Source organism: Labrys okinawensis (genome assembly GCF_002982075.1).
Taxonomy (GTDB): domain Bacteria; phylum Pseudomonadota; class Alphaproteobacteria; order Rhizobiales; family Labraceae; genus Labrys; species Labrys okinawensis_A.
Map to the genome: position 1 here is coordinate 511,043 of NZ_PUEJ01000001.1, position 15,541 is coordinate 526,583.

Here is a 15,541-nt window from a genome sequence, read left to right on the forward strand (position 1 = left end):
ACTTTCGAGCATCGGCTTTTGTTCCGGTGAAAGGAACTGTCAGCATGCTCGCGTCGCCTTAACCTGCGATTTCCATTTGTTTCGCCGTGATGGCGTAATCGCGGCATTTCGGGGCCTCTCATCCTGAGCGGCCGCCATGGCCGGCGTCACCCCGTTCTTCAGCGGCTTGAATCCGAGTGGCTGCTCGCCTCCGGCGGCGCGGTCCGCCAATAGAAAACGCCGTGGAAGCTGACGCTCCACGGCGTAAGGGACCAATGGCCGATGCGGTCGGGTGGAAGAGCTTGCGGTCTTCCACCGCTCAGCGGGTCGTTCTATTGAGCGTCGATGCGCTGGCCGATATGAGCGATGGCCTGCTGATAGACGGAGGCGGCATTCCAGGCCTGGATGGCCGCGAAATTCGGCTCGCCCGGCTGATAGCCCTGGCCGGCGCTCCAGCCATGGGCCTTCAGATAGTTGGCGGTCGAATCGAGGGCGCCTGCCGCCGTATCGAGATTGCCGACGCCATATTGCAGCACGGTCTTGGGCATGAACTGGGTCTGGCCCACTTCGCCATGCATGGAACCGCGGGTCTGCGCCGTGAAGCGGCCGCTGTCGACCAGCTTGAGGGCGGCATAAAGCTGGTCGGTGAAGAATTCAGGCCGGCGGCAGTCATAGGCGAGCGTTGCCACGGAGGAGAGCATGTTCTGGTTGCCCTTGACGGCACCAAAGCCCGACTCCATGCCCCAGATCGCCAGCAGCGGTCCGGGCGGCACGCCGTAGCGGCGCTCGATATTGCTAAACAGTGCGGCCTGGGATTTCTTGAGCTGGCGGCCGCGCGCAATGATCGTGTTGCCGCCGCGCTTGGCAAGGAACTGGTCCAGGGACAGCCGGAAGCTCTTCAGCCCACGGTCGGCGTTGATGGTGGCTGTGGCGTAGTGGGTGCTCATCAGCGCGGCGATGCCGGCCTGGCCGACGCCCTTGGCGCGTGCCTCGGCGGCAAATTCCTGCTTCCATGCTTCATAGCCGGATGCATTCTTGCCGCATTGGGCAGCGTGGGCTCCGCCTGAAAGCTGGAACAGGCTCAAGACCGCTCCGGCCAGTGCCGCTACATGTATCCTCGTGCTCATTCAAATCCCTTTTTTGAGAACATCCAGGCTGCCGGCGACTACAGCAGTGACGCCGGATCAAGTCAATCGATGCAGAACGGTGCCCACATCATGCTTTCGATTTTGGGTTTACAAAGCAGGCAGGAAGCTTGTGCCTGCCGTCGCCGAATGAGAATTGGGCAAGCGTAGTTGCACCTCCGCACGCTTCTGCGGCGGGCGACCTCGCCGAGGGAAAAGGTGACTTGACGCAAAAATCGTCCCCACCGCGAGCAATCGCCAGTCCGCGACATTGGCAATTCGCCATAACCCTTTGTTCCGACGATATTTCCTGTGATGGAGATGCGTGCCGACTTTTTTGAAAAATGTACTAAGTTGCAGCTATGCCGGATGTGTTCAGTCTTCAGCGAATCGAAACGTTCAGACAGGAAGTCAAGAAAAGTCGCTTTCTGGCGACAGCCGCTCCCGTGTCGGGAGAGGAGGCTGCCAAGGCCTTCATCAGGGATCATTCCGACGTAGCGGCCAATCACAATTGCTGGGCCTGGCGGGTCGGCCCCCTCTACCGCTTCAGCGACGATGGCGAGCCAAGCGGAACCGCGGGCAAGCCGATCCTGCAGGCGATCGACGGCCAGGCCCTGGATGGCGTCGCCGTCGTGGTTACACGCTGGTTCGGCGGCATCCTGCTTGGCAGCGGCGGCTTGATCCGCGCCTATGGCGGCACGGCAGCCGCCTGCCTCCGCGCTGCCGAGAAGTTGCCGATCGTCACCCGGATCGAGGTGCGCATCGGTTGCGCCTTTGCCGACCTTGCGCTGGTGCAGGCACGGCTGTCGGCCCACGAGGCGGTGCAGATCCTGACGCAGCACTATAACGCGACGGGAAGCGAGTTCGTCGCCGCGATCCGCGAACAGGACTTGGCCGATGTCCGGCAGATGGTCGCCGACGTCACGAGCGGTCGCGCGGTCATGTCCATCCCGAAGCGAAACGAAGCTTCCTAGAGCGAAGCGCGTTGAGATGGAAACGCCGCATTGCTCTCACTCTTCGATTGGACGCGTCTTTACGGTTCTGGCGATACCGCCAAATCGTAAAACGCTTTAGCTCGGGTCTGCCTCCCGCTCCCCGGTCTTGCGCCCTCTTCCGCCCCTCTCCTTGCTGGGTTCGGCCGGGCTTTCCCGTTCGACGTCCACGGACAGTTTTTGGTAGACGCCGAGGCCCACGATCATGGCGGTGCCGCCGAACAGCAGGAGTGCCGGATAGAGCAATTGCTCCGGGCTTTGCTTGGCGACCTTGAACACCGTCACCAGAGCCTCGAGGAAAACCGCGATCACGATGGCCGACATGAATTTCGTCAGACTGCGGCGGGCCTCCACGGCATTGCGCATTTCACGGGTACGCAACGCCTCCTCTTCGAGGAAATAGCGCGCGACGTCGAAGACCGCGATGCCAACCACCACAAAGCCGATTGAATCGAGCAGGGTATTGTCGAACTGGCCGTCGTAATAAGCGGCATGAAAGACCCGAAATCCGGCAATCGCGACAAGACTGCCTGCCAATACCATAAGGCAGATGCTGGCTACGGTAAAAACCACCCGGGATACGACTTCCATGCGCCTCCTGCTAAATCTGGCCAATCAGCCCAGGCGGCTGCCGCCCCCCCGACATCAGCCCCCGTCGCCACGAGCCAAGGCGATGCGCACGGGCAGGACAAGGGCTCGGCTACCGTTTCGTTGGTCAGGGCGGGAAACCGGAAAAACCATCCCTGTTCCCTCTACTGCCAGGTCCGGTTGACACGTGCGCATCTTGCAATTCAACGCCGACCGGCTCCGATCGTTCCCGAACGGGTGCAACCGATCCCCCGTGCCCTTGCCGGCTGATTGCTCAGCCGGCGACCTTGCGATCGCTCGCTTCAATCGGCGACCAGGAACCAGGAGCGGCGGGCGAAGGTGAGGCCCACCGTGTAGATGCAGAACGCGGCCACGGCGGTCGCCGGCGCCGACAGTTCCGCATAGGCTCCGCCGAACAGATGCAGGACGATGCCGATGGCCGCTCCGGCGAACCAGGCCACCAGGCCGAGCGGGTTGAAGGCGGGCACGTGGCTGGAGCGATATTCGATCGTATCGCCGGCCAGGCGCCTGTAGCGGTCGCTGAGGATATGGGCCATCGCCACGGCAACCCAGGCCACCACGAAGATGCCCTGATAGGCGAGGGCCTGGAGCAGATAGGCGAAGACATCGGCCAGCATCAGGAGATAGACGATCACGCCGACGACGACGGCCCAGCCGATGCGCCCGAAAGGCAGCTTGCCGAAGAGCTGGACCAGGGCTTCCATGTTGACGGCGGCGAGATAGTAGTTGGCCGTGTTGATGCGCGTCTGCGTGACCCAGACGAAAAGCAGGCCCCAGACACCCATCAGCTTCAGCAAGGCGAGCAGGACGGTCACCTCGCTGACCGTACCGAGATCGGGGACGGTGCCGATCATGAACATGCCGAACAGGCCGCTGACCAGGAACACCATGACATAGAAGGGCATGCCGAAATTGAAGAAGGCGTGATAGCCCGCGTCCTCCTCGCGGCCGAAACGGGCATAGTCGAAGGTGAACATCATCAGGACCCACACGCCCATATAATAGACGAAGCACGACCACCAGCCATTCGCCGGCGGGCCGCCGGCCGGGCCGAGATTGAGCCATTTGTCGCTATAGCCATATTCGGCCACTGCCAGACCGACAGCGACCACCAGCCCGAGGATGTAGAAGGGCAGCAGCACGCCGTTGAACTTGTCGAGCCAGGTCTGGATGCTGCCGAAGATCAGCGGCACCGAATAGAGCACCACGATCAGGGCTGCGATCGCGTAGGACACGGACGGAAAGATGGTGTGGATGCCGACCGCGATGACCGATCCTTCGAACACGGCATAGTAGATGGCGGTGGCGCAGAAGATCAGGGTCGCCAGCCCCGCGCCGACATTTCCGAACAGCACGCGCGAGAACAGGGCGACGGACAGGCCGGTGCGAATGGCAAAGCGGCTGAGCACGGCGTTGATCAGGCCATAGGCGATCACCGACAGCACCATGCCGATGATGGCGTTGCGGGTACCGAAGCCGAGAGCCAGGGCGGCGCCGACGACGATGTAGAACACGGCGCTGCACACGGCCCACCAGGCCATGGTCAGGGCCATCCTGGGCATGCGGGCATCGGGCGGGACCGCCCGGTTGGAATAGTCGAGCGTATCGGCTTCGGCGGCCGCGATGGTGCCTGCCATGATGGTTCCCCTCTCATTGGTTCTGGACCGATGTCGTATTTGGATGGTGTCGTTCTGACGCTGTTCTTGGGCCGGCGGCTTTTTTTGGCCGCTTCGACCGGAGCGGATCTAGTTCGAGGCCAGTGCGGCCCGGATAGAGGTCAGCAGCGCCGCGCGCTCGGCGCGCGCCGCCAGAGCCGTGGCCATGTCGACTTCGACGAACTGCGTCGGGGTGTTGGGCTGCATCTGGCCGATGAGGTCCATGTCGGCCGAGATCACCGTCCCCAGCATGAAATAGCCGCCGCCGGATACGGCATCGCGGTGCAGGATGATCGGCTCGGTGCCGCTGGGCACCTGGATCGAGCCATAGGGATAGCAGCTGTCGACGATGTTGGAGGGATCCGACCCCGCGCCGAAAGGTGGCTCGCGTTCGACGAAGTGCAGGGGGCGGCCGCCACGGAAGCGATAGCCCATGCGGTCGGCTTCCGGCGCGACCTTCCACTGGTCCTCGAAGAAAGCGCGTCCCGACTGCTCCTGGATGCGGTGCCAATAGAGGCCTGGCAGGACCCGAAGCTGCGCGGGCGCGCCGGGACGACGGCGCAAGGCTTCGGGCACGCTGCGCCCTTCCTTGGCGGTGCCCGCTTCGCCGATGGCGAGTTCGTCGCCCTTGGCCAGGGCACGCCCCTTATGGCCGCCGAGCGCGCCGATCACATAGGTCGAGCGGCTGCCGAGCGCCAGGGGAACGTCGAAGCCGCCGCCAATGGCGATATAGATGCGCGCGCCCGCCTTGAGGAAACCGAAGCTGAGGGTCTGGCTCGCCCTGACGCGGAGGGCCGTCCAGGACGGCTGTTCGACCCCGTCGATCTTGATCGGCATCTCGCCCCCGGTGACCGCGATCGTCGCATCCCGGGTGAATTCGAGTTCGGGGCCGAGGAACACGGCCTCCAGGCAGGCGTCTGCCTCGTCATTGCCGACCAGGAGATTGGCGGCACGCAAGGCCAGCCGGTCCATCGCCCCGCCCACGGGGATGCCGAGATGGAAATAACCCGGCCTGCCGAGATCCTGGACAGTGGTGGAAAGGCCGGGATTGAGGACCCTAACGCCCATGGATCATGCCCTCCAGCTTGGCGTTGTAGCCATCGATGTCCTTTTGGAATTCCCTGAGGTCGAAGGTGACCTCGTGCATCTCGGGCGCATAGCGGCCGGAGGCGACGTCGCTTGCGATCGCATCATGTTCATCACGCCCGATCGGCTTGAACTTGACGATGTCGCCGGGCCGGAAAAACACCATGAAGTCGCGGAGATAGCCGGTCTTCTGCTCGGGATCGAAGATCGGCATCGGCGTGATGCCGAACATCTGGTAGCCGCCGGCGCCGCGCACCGAATAGATGCAGGAAAAACAGCCGCCATGGCCGACCGTCAGTTTCGGGGTGTCGGTGCGGGGCCTGAGATATTTGGGGACCTGGAGCTGTCTCCGCCGCTCGACCATCTGGTACATGAAGGGCAGGCCGGCGACGAAGCCGACCATCGAGACGAACCAGGGCGAGCCGCTATGGGCGGCGACGAAATCCTCGACCGAGGCGAGATCGTTGATACGGGCGGCATATTCGAGATCGGTGGCCGCGGGGTCCTGGTGGCGCTCGCGAAACCGCATCAGGGTCTCATGCGTCCAGGGATCCTGATAGAACACCGGTATTTCGATGATGCGAGTGCCGATCACCGGCTCGGATTTCGCGGCGGCCGTCTCGATGGCCTTCACTTCGGCCAGGATGTCGTCCGGCTTGATGCGGTCCGGATCGAAGCGGATCTGGAAGGAGGCGTTGGCCGGACAGATCTCGGTGACGCCGGCAATGCCGGCCTCCCTGATGGCGCGGGTCATCGACAGGCTCTTGAAGAAGGCCTCCAGCGACATGCTCTCGTCGCATTCGACGAACAGGTGCTCGTCGCCGCCAAAGGAATATCGGCTCTTCATCGGGCGGCCTCCTTCACCGGAGAGGCTGGCGGCGGAGCGAAACGGCTTTCGAGCCAGCCCTCGAGAAAACGCGTATGGAAACGGCCGGCGGCGACATCGCTGTCGGCGGCCAGGGCCTCGTGCAGGGGAATGGTGGTGGGGATGCCCTTGATCTTCAGGGCGGCCAGCGCCCGCCTGAGCGTCGCCAGGCAGGCCGCGCGGGTCTCGCCATGGACGACGAGCTTGGCCAGCAGGGAGTCATAGAAGGGCGGCACCGCATAGCCCTCGAAAAGCATGGTGTCGAAACGGATGTCACTCGCCTCGGGGACCGACAGTGCCGTGACCACACCCGGCCAGGGCATGAAGTTCTTGAACGGGTCTTCGGCGTTGATGCGGCACTCGATGGCATGGCCGGTGACGGCGATGTCCGCCTGGCGAATGGAGAGCGGCTCGCCGCCGGCGATGCGCAGCATTTCCTGGACCAGGTCCAGACCGGTGATCATCTCCGTTACCGGATGCTCGACCTGTATGCGCGTGTTGACTTCGATGAAGTAGAAGTCCTGGCTGGCCTCGTCATAGAGATATTCCACCGTGCCGGCGCCGCTATAGCCGACCGAGCGGGCGAGAGCGACGGCACTCTGGCACAAGCGTTCACGCACCTCAGGCGACAGGCCCACGGCCGGAGCTTCCTCCCACACCTTCTGACGCCGGCGCTGCAGCGAGCATTCGCGCTCGAAACAATGCACGAAATTCCTGCCGTCGCCGAGGATCTGCACCTCGACATGGCGCGCCTTTTCGATGGCCTTCTCGACATAGAGACCGCCATCGCCGAAGGCCGCCGCCGCTTCGGCGGAGGCCTGGGGGAACTGCCGGCGAAACGAATCCCAATCGGCGGCGACACGGATGCCGCGCCCGCCACCGCCAGCCGCGGCCTTGATCATCACCGGAAAACCGATGCGTTCGACGATCGCTTCGGCCTCCTCGATATCGGCAACGCGCCCGCCGCTGCCCGGCACGGTGGGCACGCCCGCCTTCTCGGCTTCCGCGCGCGCGGCGACCTTGTCGCCGAGCAGGCGGATGGCCGAGCCTGCGGGACCGACGAATTTCATGCCTGCCGCTACGACGGCATCGGCGAAATCGGCATTCTCGGCGAGGAAGCCATAGCCCGGATGCACGGCATCGACCTTGGCCGCCTTGGCGGCAGCGAGCACGGCCTCGATGTCGAGATAGGATTTCTTTGCCGCCGGAGGCCCGATTTCGATCGCCTCATCGGCGAGCCGCACGGCGAGGGAGTCCCTGTCCGCGGCGCTGTAGACCTGCACCGTGCGCAGTCCCAAGGCCCTGGCCGCGCGATTGATGCGCACAGCGATCTCGCCGCGATTGGCGATGAGAACGGAGCGGATATTCATGCCTCCACCTCGGCGAGAGCCTGGCCGGCCATCACGGCGTCGCCGTCATCGACGAGGAATTTGATATTGGCGCCGCCGATGCCGGCATGGACCTCGTGGAAGGATTTCATCACCTCGACAAGGCCGATGACATCGGCTGCGGCGACGCTCTCGCCATCTTCCTTGAAGGCCGGGCTGTCAGGGGAGGGGCGTCTGTAGAAGACCCCGGGCAAGGGTGACATGATCTCTAGAATTGCCATTCTCATCCCCTCGTGATGGCTTTGGACGGGTTCGCCAGCTCGCTTGCCGGCATGATCTTGATGCCCTCGGCCACCAGGGCCGCCCGCATGGCACGGGCAATGGCAAGGCTGCCGGGCGTATCGGAGTGAAAGCAGATGGAGTCGAAGGCGATGTCGATGTCGTCGCCTTCGACGGTGCGCACCCGCTGTTCCCGGCAGGCGCGCACCACTTTGTCGGCGATCGCGGCAGGATCCAGCCGGCCGGTATGGCGGGTGAACACGATCGAGCCCGACCGGCCATAGTCGCGATCGGCATAGAATTCACGGATCACCGGCTGGCCGGCTTCGACGGCGACGCGATGGGTCAGCGAGACATCCATGCAATAGATGAAGGCGTTGGGAGCGGTGGCCTGCATCGCATGGACGAAGGAACGCGACAGGTCCTCGTTGGCCGCCAGTTCCATATAGAGGGCACCATGCGGCTTCACATGCTGCAGGCTGGCGCCATGGCGCCGGGCGAACTCCCGCAGCGCCCCGGTCTGGTAGACGATATCGTTGACGATCTCTTCGGCCGCGCCCTCGATGCGGCGGCGACCGAAGCCTTGGAGATCACGATAGCCGGGATGGGCGCCTATGCCGACGCCGTGCTGGGCCGCCAGCCGGACGGTGGCGTCCATCAGCGAGGGATCGCCCGCATGAAAGCCCGTGGCTATGTTGGCGGAACTGATGAGCTCCATCAGGGCGGTGTCGTCCGCCTCCGCGAGGCGCCATTGGCCGAAGCCTTCGCCCATGTCGCAATTGATGTCGACCGCAGCCAGCGCCAAGCCAGCCTCCCTCTGTGAGATTCATCCTGCGCCGGCATGCTGCCGGTCTTGCTGTGACGTTAAGGCGAGATGAGTTGATTGAAAAATTCTATATTTAGATGCCTTATATCTGATTTTCAGAAACAGGAAGTTTCTCTGTTTTGCTCGGATTTGTAGAACATGAGGCCATTTTTGAGCAGATATGTGGATAAGTGTGCAGGTCTACCCCTTCGCAAAGGGCTCTCTATCGATTTTTTAAATATTGATATAGAGAGCCATCTGAAACGCGAAGGGAGCCCTCCATGCCGGTCAGTCTGCGCCAGATCCGCTATTTCGTGGCGACGGCCGAGCATGGCCAGGTCTCGCAGGCCGCGGGCGAACTCGGCATCTCGCAATCGGCCATCACCACCGCCATCAAGGAGCTGGAGCAGATCGTCGGCGTCGAATTGTTCACCCGGTCCACCCAGGGCATGGACATGACACCCGCGGGCCGGCAGTTCCTGTTCCACGCCTATGAGATCCTCAACAAGGTCGAGGAGGCCACCAGCCTTCTCCTGCCCGCCAATGATTTTGCCGGCCGGCTGACCGTTGCGGCCACCTACACGGTCATCGGCTATTTCCTGCCGAACCATCTCGGCCGCCTGCGCCGCGCCTGGCCCAATCTCGACATCCAGCTCTTCGAGCTCAACCGCGAGGCGATCGAGGACGGGCTGCTGGCCAATCGCTACGACATGGCGGTGCTGCTGACCTCCAACGTCATCAATCCCGACCTCACCACCGAGACGCTGATGAGTTCGCGCCGGCGGCTGTGGGTGCCGGCCCGCCACCGGTTGCTGGCACAGGGCGCCGTCAGCCTCAGGGAGATCGCCGAGGAGCCCTATATCATGCTGACCGTGGACGAGGCCGCCCACACGGCGCTGCGCTATTGGAGCCTGTCCTCGTTCCGTCCGAACGTGACGCTGCGAACCTCCTCGGTCGAGGCCGTCCGCTCGCTGGTGGCCGATGGGCAGGGGGTGGCGATCCTGTCGGACATGGTATTGAGGCCCTGGTCCCTGGAAGGCAAGCGCATCGAGACAATCGTGCCGAGCGAGCCGATCCCCTCGATGGATGTCGGCCTGGCTTGGCGGCGAGACGCGGTGTTCACCCCCGCCATGGAAGCCTTCCGCTCCTATTTCCGCCAGGCCTTCTTCCTGCCGCCTCATCGCTAGGCGAGATGGGGCCGCAGGCGGGGAGAGGGCGGGAAGCAAGGGCATCGCCCGTCAGTCCTTGCGGGTCAGCAGATAGCTGCCGCTTTCATGGAGGGTCGCAGTCCAGCCGGGCTCGATCACGATGGTGGTGGTGACCTCCTCGATGATCGCCGGCCCGGTGACGGATACCCCCACGCCCAGCTTCGACCCGTCATAGACAGGTGTAGACGTCGCCTCGCCCGAGGCCTGGAAGATCGCTGGCCGGCTGCCTTTAAGGGCAAGGTCCAGGCTGCCGGTTCCCTCCAGCCTGGGAGGCTTTGGTTTCTCGATCAATCCATACAGGGTGGACTCGATATTCACGACCTCGACGGGATTGTGTCGCTCGCAATAGGTGTAGAGCTCCTCGTGGCGGGCGTGGAAGGCATCCTTGACCTTGTCGATCGTGGTTTCGTCGATCCTGAAATTGTCGATGTCGACGGTGCATTCATGCACCTGCCCGACATAGCGCATTTCGAGGCTGCGCTTGATGGCGATGCGCTCGGAGGCAAAGCCGTCCGTCTCCAGATGGCGGACGCCCTGTGCCTCGATCTCGCCGAAGAGCGTGTCGATCTTCTCGCAGGCGCCTTCATTGTCCAGGCGCAGGGGAGCGGTGGCCATATAATTGTATTTGACGTCCGAGATGATCTGCCCGAAGGCGCACAGGCCCGAGGCGAGCTTGGGCAGGATGATCGTATCGATGCCCATCTCGCGCGCCAGAGCGGTGATATGGGCGGCGGTGGCCCCGCCGGCCCCGACCAGGACGAAGTCGCGCGGATCGTAGCCGCGCTCGACCGAGACGCGCCGGATACCGTTGACCATGCCGCTGTTTACGATCGTGAACATGCCATAAGCGGCCTGTTCGATGCTGATGCCGAGCGGCCCGGCGATCCTGGCGATGGCGCCGCGGGCCTTGGCGACGTCGAGAGGTAGCTTGCCGCCGAGCAGGCCCTCGGGATTGAGATAGCCGAGTACGAGATTGGCGTCGGAGGTCGTCGGGTCCGTTCCCCCGCGCCCGTAGCAGGCCGGGCCTGGTTCCGAACCGGCCGATTGCGGACCGACCTGCAGCAAGCCCAGGCTGTCGATCCAGCCGATCGAACCGCCGCCGGCACCGAGTGTCTCGACCTGGATCATGGGGACGCCCACGCGGTAGCGCAGGAAGTCGACGTTCTTGTTCAGATTGGTCTGGCCGTTGCGGGTGAGCGTGATGTCGAAGGAGGTGCCGCCCATGTCGACGGTGATGACATTCTCCTTGCCGAAGGGGGCACCGACATAGAGACCGGCCTGCGGGGCGGATGCCGGGCCGGAATTGATGGCGTAGACGGAGCGGTCGGTCATCACCTGGCCGACGGCGAGGCCACCATTGGACTGGAAATAGCGCACCGGCTGCTTGGCGCCGAGGTCGCGGAAATAGCGGTCGACAGCCGTCACATAGCGCCGCATCACCGGGGCCAGATAGGCATTGGTCACCGCGGTTGAGGTGCGGGTATATTCGCGGATCTGAGGGTAGAGCTCGCTGCCGACGGTGAGGATCGCCTCGGGCATCATCTCCCGCACGATCTCGGCGGCGCGGCGCTCATGGCCGGGATTGAGCACGGACCACACGAAGGAGATCGCGACCGTCTCCACCTTTTCCTCGAGGAACAGGCGGCAGGCCTGGCGCACGTCCTCTTCCTGCATCGGGGTCCGCACCGAGCCATCCGACAGGACGCGTTCGCGCACGCCCCGCCGGAGATAGCGTGGCACCAGCATTGTGGCCGCGGGATATTCCGGATCGTAGCGATAGCCGTCTTCCTTGTGACCGTTGCGGATCTCGATGGAATCCTCGTGGCCCGCCGTGCAGATCAGACCGGTCTTGCCGCCCCGATGGGTGATCAGCGCGTTGAGGCCGACCGTGGTGCCGTTGATGCACAGGTCACAATCGGACACGATGGCCGAGGGGGTCGTGCCGAGACTATCGGCGATCTGCTTGAGGCCGTTCTCGATCGCCTTGGTCGGATCGGAGGGCGTTGAGAGCGCCTTGAAGAGTTTGACATCGCCGCTCGCACGGTTGGCGATGACGAAATCGGTGAAGGTGCCGCCGGCGTCGATGCCGAGACGAAAAGCATGTTCCATGATCGTTTCTTTCAAGCCGCCCGGAGCCGGCGGGTTTCGGCGAGGTCGACTTCGAGCGTCTCGGCATCCTTGATCGCCACGCCGTAGTCGGCGCGGGCGCCCTCGACGGAGACGAGGCCGTTGCGTACGTCCCACACCACTTTCTCGATGGGGCGCTCGAAGGCGTTGCCATAGCCGCCGCCGCCGGGGTTGAGGTTGGTGATGGTCTGACCGGGCTTGATGGTCTTGATGATGTTCTTGCGCTCGACCGTGACCTCGCCCCCGCGCCGGAGTTCGACCCGGCCGACCTTTTTGTCGATGAGAGCGGATTTGGCGCCGGCTGCGCCCATGGCGGGAATGCGCCGCCCCTCGCCGAAGCCGATGCACAGCATGTCGCCGGTCAGGGGCTCGACCTCCCAGGCCGTGCCCGAACCGCCGCGGAATTTTCCGGCCCCGCCGGAATCGGTCATCAGCGCATAACGGTGAATGATGATGGGATAGGAATATTCGAGAAGTTCGACATCGCCCGAAGTGAGGGCGCCGAAGCAGCATTCCGGGCCGACGGCATGCCAGCCGTCCTGCTGGGGCGTGGCGCCGCCGCCGGAGATGATGGTGGCGAGCACCATGGTGACGAACTCCTCGCCGGTACGGCCATCCTTGCCGGCGATGTTGAGCCCGTTGGCATGGCCCCAGGAGGCCGCGACCTTGGAGGGCATCGCCTTCTCGAAGGCGAGACGCACGGCATCGGTCAGCGTCTCCATCGGCGTGGTGGTGCAGTTCATGTGGGGGGCAGGCTCCTGCGCGTTGCACAGCGTGCCCTTGGGACCGAAATCGACGCTCACGCAGCGATAGAGGCCCTCATTGTAGGGCGGCGGCAGGGCGGCGAACATCATCAGGCCGAGATAGACGCCCGAATGGGAATTGCCCTCGTAGGAATTGATGAAATAGGGCACCTGCGGCGGGCTGGAGATGGCGATGTGGCAGGCATCGCCGGTGATGGTCACCTTGGCGGCGATCTCGAAATCGCCGAAACCGTGTCCGGCATCTTCCAGGATGGCCTTGCCCTCATAGGTGCCGTCGGGAACGCTCGCGATCAGCGAGCGCATATGCCGGTCGGCCATGTCGAGCAGCGTGTCGATGCAGGCATCGACGGTAGACTTGCCATATTTGTCGAGGAGGGCGATGAGGCGCCGTTCTCCCACTTGGCAGGCGCCGATCAGGGCGCGGAAATCGCCTTCCTGGTCGCGCCGGGCCCGCATGTTGGAGAAGATCAGGTTGAGCACGTCCTCGCGCGGTTTGCCGCGATCCCAAATCTTCACCGGCGGGATGCGCAGGCATTCGGCGTAGATCTCGGTGGCGTTGGGGTTGTAGCCGGCCGGAACCGGGCCGCCGATATCCGTGAGATGACCCTTGCACACGGTCCAGTAGACCAGCTCGCCCCGATAGAACACCGGCTTGTACATGCAGGTGTCGATGGCGTGGCTGCCGCCGAAGGCCGGATCGTTGTGCAGGAAGAGATCGCCCTCATGGATGTCGTCGCCGAAGAATTTGGCGACGGCTTTCATGGCCGGGATCAACGAGCCGAGATGGATGGGAATGTCCTGGCCCTGCAGAATCATCTCCGGGCGGGCGTTGAAGAGCGCCGTGGAATAGTCATGCGCCAGGTTGAAGACGGAGGAGCGCGCCGTCTTTTCCAGGGCCAGCGTCATCTCGCGCTGGGTGGTCTCCAGGACCCCGCGCACCACCGACAGCGTGATCGGATCAACTTTTGCTCGCTCTGTCGACATTCATCCTCCCTGGCCGGCCGCGGGCGGTGCGGAAAACGAGCTCGTTCTCCGTATGATCCCCTGCAGCGGCGTCTGCGCACCGTCATTTCGTCAGCCAATCAGGTTTGGCGGCGGCCGTCTTTGCAGGGAGAGAGCAATGGTTTGACGCTGAGTGCACAATCGGCCGGACGAAGGGACCGGGCGATTGCCATCCTCGTCTGCCGCGCCTAGTCTCGACAGCCGTTCTGTGGAGCTGTCATGAAGACGTCCGTCACCACGAGCGCGACCCGTACGATGGATCGGAGCCGGCACTGGCACCAGGCCATTGCCGGAGCCTATTTCCCGCTCGACCTGACGTTCCGCCACCCCGATCATTTCTTCGGCGACCTCACCATCTGGCAGTTCGGCGACGTGTCGATCTCCCGCCTGTCGTCGGACGGGTTGCAATATCTGCGCCTGCCGCATCATTTTCGCAGGGCCCGCAAGGAAGAGTTCCTGGTGACCGTGCCGACCCGCTCCCAGGTCTATTTCTCCCAATGCGGCAGCGAGGTGCGCTGTTCGCCCGGCGGGTTCTTCCTAGAGCGCAGCCACGAGCCCTATGAGTTCAGCCATGCCGACCCCGCCGATCTCTGGGTGCTGAAGGTGGCGTCTCAGCCGCTGTCGGAGCGCATCCGCAGTCCGGACAGATTGTGCTCGCTGCAATTCGACGCGGCCAACGGCGCCGGCGGCCTCTTCGCCGACATGCTGCATCTCCTGCCCCAGCGCTTCGAGGCGCTGGACGAGGAGGCCCGCAATGCGGTGGGGCGCCAGCTCATCGACCTGCTGGTGCTGGCGGTCAAGGCGGACGAGCGCGTCCTTACATCCGGCAGCTCGACGGTGCGCGAGGCGCATCTCGCCCGGATCGAGGCCTATGTTCGAGGCCATCTCAACGAATGGCGCCTCGACCCCGAGATGATTGCGCGGGCCTGCGGGGTTTCCATCCGTTATCTGCACGATCTGTTCCGCGACACCGACCAGACGGTGGCGGGCTGGATCCGGGATCAGAGGCTGGCGGCCTGCCGTACCGCGCTCGAAAATCCCGCCAACACCCAGACCGCAGCCGAGATCGCCTATCAATGGGGCTTCACCGACCAGGCCCAGTTTTCACGGAGCTTCAGGGCGCGTTTCGGCCTGCCGCCCGGCGAATATCGCCGCTTGAACCGCCGCATGGGCAGGTCAGAGGCGCCGCCGGACATATCCGGCACCGCTTAGGACGCGTCGCAGAATAAGTACATCGCTTTCAGGCTGTCATCCCCGGCGAGCGAAGCCGAGGGAAGAGGATGACAGTACACTTATCTATCGACGGTTCCTTGGCCGGAAGCCTCCATCCGATTTCTGCCCCCTTGCTGGTTTATAAGGGCGTCTACGCCTGTTCTTCACGCGTTGAACACAGGAGGCCGCCGTGCCGATCAACCGGACTTTGGCGGATGGCTTGGTTTTCGTTTTCCTGGCGTCCGCGACCGCCCCGCTCCTGGACCAGCCGAGCGATGCAGAGGCAACTGCTGCCATGCGGGCGATACCCGCGCTGGCCGCCAAGCAGGAACAGACTGCCCATATCAACTCCTGCGTGCCGGCCGTCGGTCGCCCGGGCGTGACGTGCACGGCCATGGTGAAGGATACGCCGCAGGCGAGAGCGAACCAGGTGCAGGTCTATTTCGCCCGTGGCCCGGACAGCGCCTGGGTCGCCGAGATCATGCACTGATACCGGATTTAGGCGC

The 15,541-nt window shown here is 63.8% G+C and carries 14 protein-coding genes; 4 read left to right on the forward strand and 10 right to left on the reverse strand.

Annotated elements, in window-relative coordinates; genetic code table 11:
* Positions 1 to 311: 311 nt before the first annotated feature.
* Positions 312 to 1,106, reverse strand: a complete 795-nt coding sequence (locus C5L14_RS02390; protein ID WP_105860409.1) for a lytic murein transglycosylase — start codon at positions 1,104 to 1,106, stop codon at positions 312 to 314.
* Between the two features lie 368 nt (positions 1,107 to 1,474).
* Between C5L14_RS02390 and C5L14_RS02395 the strand changes: the two genes are divergently transcribed.
* Entirely contained in the window at positions 1,475 to 2,077 is a 603-nt protein-coding gene (locus C5L14_RS02395) for an IMPACT family protein (RefSeq protein WP_105860665.1), read from the forward strand.
* 96 nt (positions 2,078 to 2,173) lie between these two features.
* Here the strand turns inward: C5L14_RS02395 and C5L14_RS02400 are convergent, their stop codons facing one another.
* The 7 genes from C5L14_RS02400 to C5L14_RS02430 all read right to left on the reverse strand — a co-directional run bounded on the left by C5L14_RS02400 (position 2,174) and on the right by C5L14_RS02430 (position 8,722).
* Positions 2,174 to 2,686 carry a GNAT family acetyltransferase gene (locus C5L14_RS02400; protein ID WP_146126812.1) on the reverse strand — a complete coding sequence of 171 codons (513 nt, stop codon included), beginning with the start codon at positions 2,684 to 2,686 and terminating at the stop codon, positions 2,174 to 2,176.
* A 299-nt stretch (positions 2,687 to 2,985) separates the two neighbouring features.
* Positions 2,986 to 4,341: a purine-cytosine permease family protein gene (locus C5L14_RS02405; RefSeq protein WP_105860411.1), complete on the reverse strand. Its 1,356-nt coding sequence runs from the start codon at positions 4,339 to 4,341 to the stop codon at positions 2,986 to 2,988.
* Positions 4,342 to 4,449: 108 nt separating this feature from the next.
* Positions 4,450 to 5,427 carry a biotin-dependent carboxyltransferase family protein gene (locus tag C5L14_RS02410; protein WP_105860412.1) on the reverse strand — a complete coding sequence of 326 codons (978 nt, stop codon included), beginning with the start codon at positions 5,425 to 5,427 and terminating at the stop codon, positions 4,450 to 4,452.
* Positions 5,417 to 6,292 (reverse strand): 5-oxoprolinase subunit B family protein, encoded by an 876-nt coding sequence (locus C5L14_RS02415; RefSeq protein WP_105860413.1) that lies wholly within the window; start codon positions 6,290 to 6,292, stop codon positions 5,417 to 5,419. Before C5L14_RS02415 ends, C5L14_RS02410 begins: the two co-directional genes overlap by 11 nt.
* Positions 6,289 to 7,680, reverse strand: a complete 1,392-nt coding sequence (locus C5L14_RS02420) for an acetyl-CoA carboxylase biotin carboxylase subunit (RefSeq protein WP_105860414.1) — start codon at positions 7,678 to 7,680, stop codon at positions 6,289 to 6,291. The genes C5L14_RS02415 and C5L14_RS02420 overlap by 4 nt, the downstream gene beginning before the upstream one ends.
* Complete coding sequence (locus tag C5L14_RS02425; protein ID WP_105860415.1) at positions 7,677 to 7,919, reverse strand: acetyl-CoA carboxylase; 243 nt, start codon at positions 7,917 to 7,919, stop codon at positions 7,677 to 7,679. The genes C5L14_RS02420 and C5L14_RS02425 overlap by 4 nt, the downstream gene beginning before the upstream one ends.
* A 2-nt stretch (positions 7,920 to 7,921) precedes the next feature.
* Positions 7,922 to 8,722 carry a 5-oxoprolinase subunit PxpA gene (locus C5L14_RS02430; protein WP_105860416.1) on the reverse strand — a complete coding sequence of 267 codons (801 nt, stop codon included), beginning with the start codon at positions 8,720 to 8,722 and terminating at the stop codon, positions 7,922 to 7,924.
* Between the two features lie 281 nt (positions 8,723 to 9,003).
* On the opposite strand from C5L14_RS02430, the gene C5L14_RS02435 reads away from it, so the two are divergent.
* Positions 9,004 to 9,909, forward strand: coding sequence for a LysR family transcriptional regulator (locus tag C5L14_RS02435; protein WP_105860417.1), 906 nt, complete (start codon positions 9,004 to 9,006; stop codon positions 9,907 to 9,909).
* Between the two features lie 51 nt (positions 9,910 to 9,960).
* Here C5L14_RS02435 and C5L14_RS02440 read toward each other — a convergent pair whose 3' ends face one another.
* The gene (locus C5L14_RS02440; protein WP_181160987.1) at positions 9,961 to 12,039 is read right to left on the reverse strand and encodes a hydantoinase/oxoprolinase family protein; all 2,079 of its coding nucleotides are present in this window, start codon (positions 12,037 to 12,039) and stop codon (positions 9,961 to 9,963) included.
* 11 nt (positions 12,040 to 12,050) lie between these two features.
* Complete coding sequence (locus tag C5L14_RS02445; protein ID WP_105860418.1) at positions 12,051 to 13,805, reverse strand: hydantoinase B/oxoprolinase family protein; 1,755 nt, start codon at positions 13,803 to 13,805, stop codon at positions 12,051 to 12,053.
* A 237-nt stretch (positions 13,806 to 14,042) separates the two neighbouring features.
* On the opposite strand from C5L14_RS02445, the gene C5L14_RS02450 reads away from it, so the two are divergent.
* Together C5L14_RS02450 and C5L14_RS02455 are read left to right on the forward strand one after the other, a co-directional pair.
* Positions 14,043 to 15,035 carry a helix-turn-helix domain-containing protein gene (locus C5L14_RS02450; RefSeq protein WP_105860419.1) on the forward strand — a complete coding sequence of 331 codons (993 nt, stop codon included), beginning with the start codon at positions 14,043 to 14,045 and terminating at the stop codon, positions 15,033 to 15,035.
* 190 nt (positions 15,036 to 15,225) lie between these two features.
* A complete protein-coding gene (locus C5L14_RS02455) occupies positions 15,226 to 15,525 on the forward strand; it encodes a hypothetical protein (protein WP_105860420.1) in 300 nt (99 codons plus the stop codon).
* Positions 15,526 to 15,541 lie beyond the last annotated feature (16 nt).

Bases quoted from the DNA above. Each gene is read 5' to 3' on its own strand.
- C5L14_RS02390 (WP_105860409.1), bottom strand. From the start codon at position 1,106: ATGAGCACGAGGATACATGTAGCGGCACTGGCCGGAGCGGTCTTGAGC.
- C5L14_RS02400 (WP_146126812.1), bottom strand. From the start codon at position 2,686: ATGGAAGTCGTATCCCGGGTGGTTTTTACCGTAGCCAGCATCTGCCTT.
- C5L14_RS02450 (WP_105860419.1), top strand. From the start codon at position 14,043: ATGAAGACGTCCGTCACCACGAGCGCGACCCGTACGATGGATCGGAGC.
- C5L14_RS02420 (WP_105860414.1), bottom strand. From the start codon at position 7,680: ATGAATATCCGCTCCGTTCTCATCGCCAATCGCGGCGAGATCGCTGTG.
- C5L14_RS02440 (WP_181160987.1), bottom strand. From the start codon at position 12,039: ATGGAACATGCTTTTCGTCTCGGCATCGACGCCGGCGGCACCTTCACC.
- C5L14_RS02435 (WP_105860417.1), top strand. From the start codon at position 9,004: ATGCCGGTCAGTCTGCGCCAGATCCGCTATTTCGTGGCGACGGCCGAG.
- C5L14_RS02410 (WP_105860412.1), bottom strand. From the start codon at position 5,427: ATGGGCGTTAGGGTCCTCAATCCCGGCCTTTCCACCACTGTCCAGGAT.
- C5L14_RS02425 (WP_105860415.1), bottom strand. From the start codon at position 7,919: ATGGCAATTCTAGAGATCATGTCACCCTTGCCCGGGGTCTTCTACAGA.
- C5L14_RS02445 (WP_105860418.1), bottom strand. From the start codon at position 13,805: ATGTCGACAGAGCGAGCAAAAGTTGATCCGATCACGCTGTCGGTGGTG.
- C5L14_RS02405 (WP_105860411.1), bottom strand. From the start codon at position 4,341: ATGGCAGGCACCATCGCGGCCGCCGAAGCCGATACGCTCGACTATTCC.
- C5L14_RS02415 (WP_105860413.1), bottom strand. From the start codon at position 6,292: ATGAAGAGCCGATATTCCTTTGGCGGCGACGAGCACCTGTTCGTCGAA.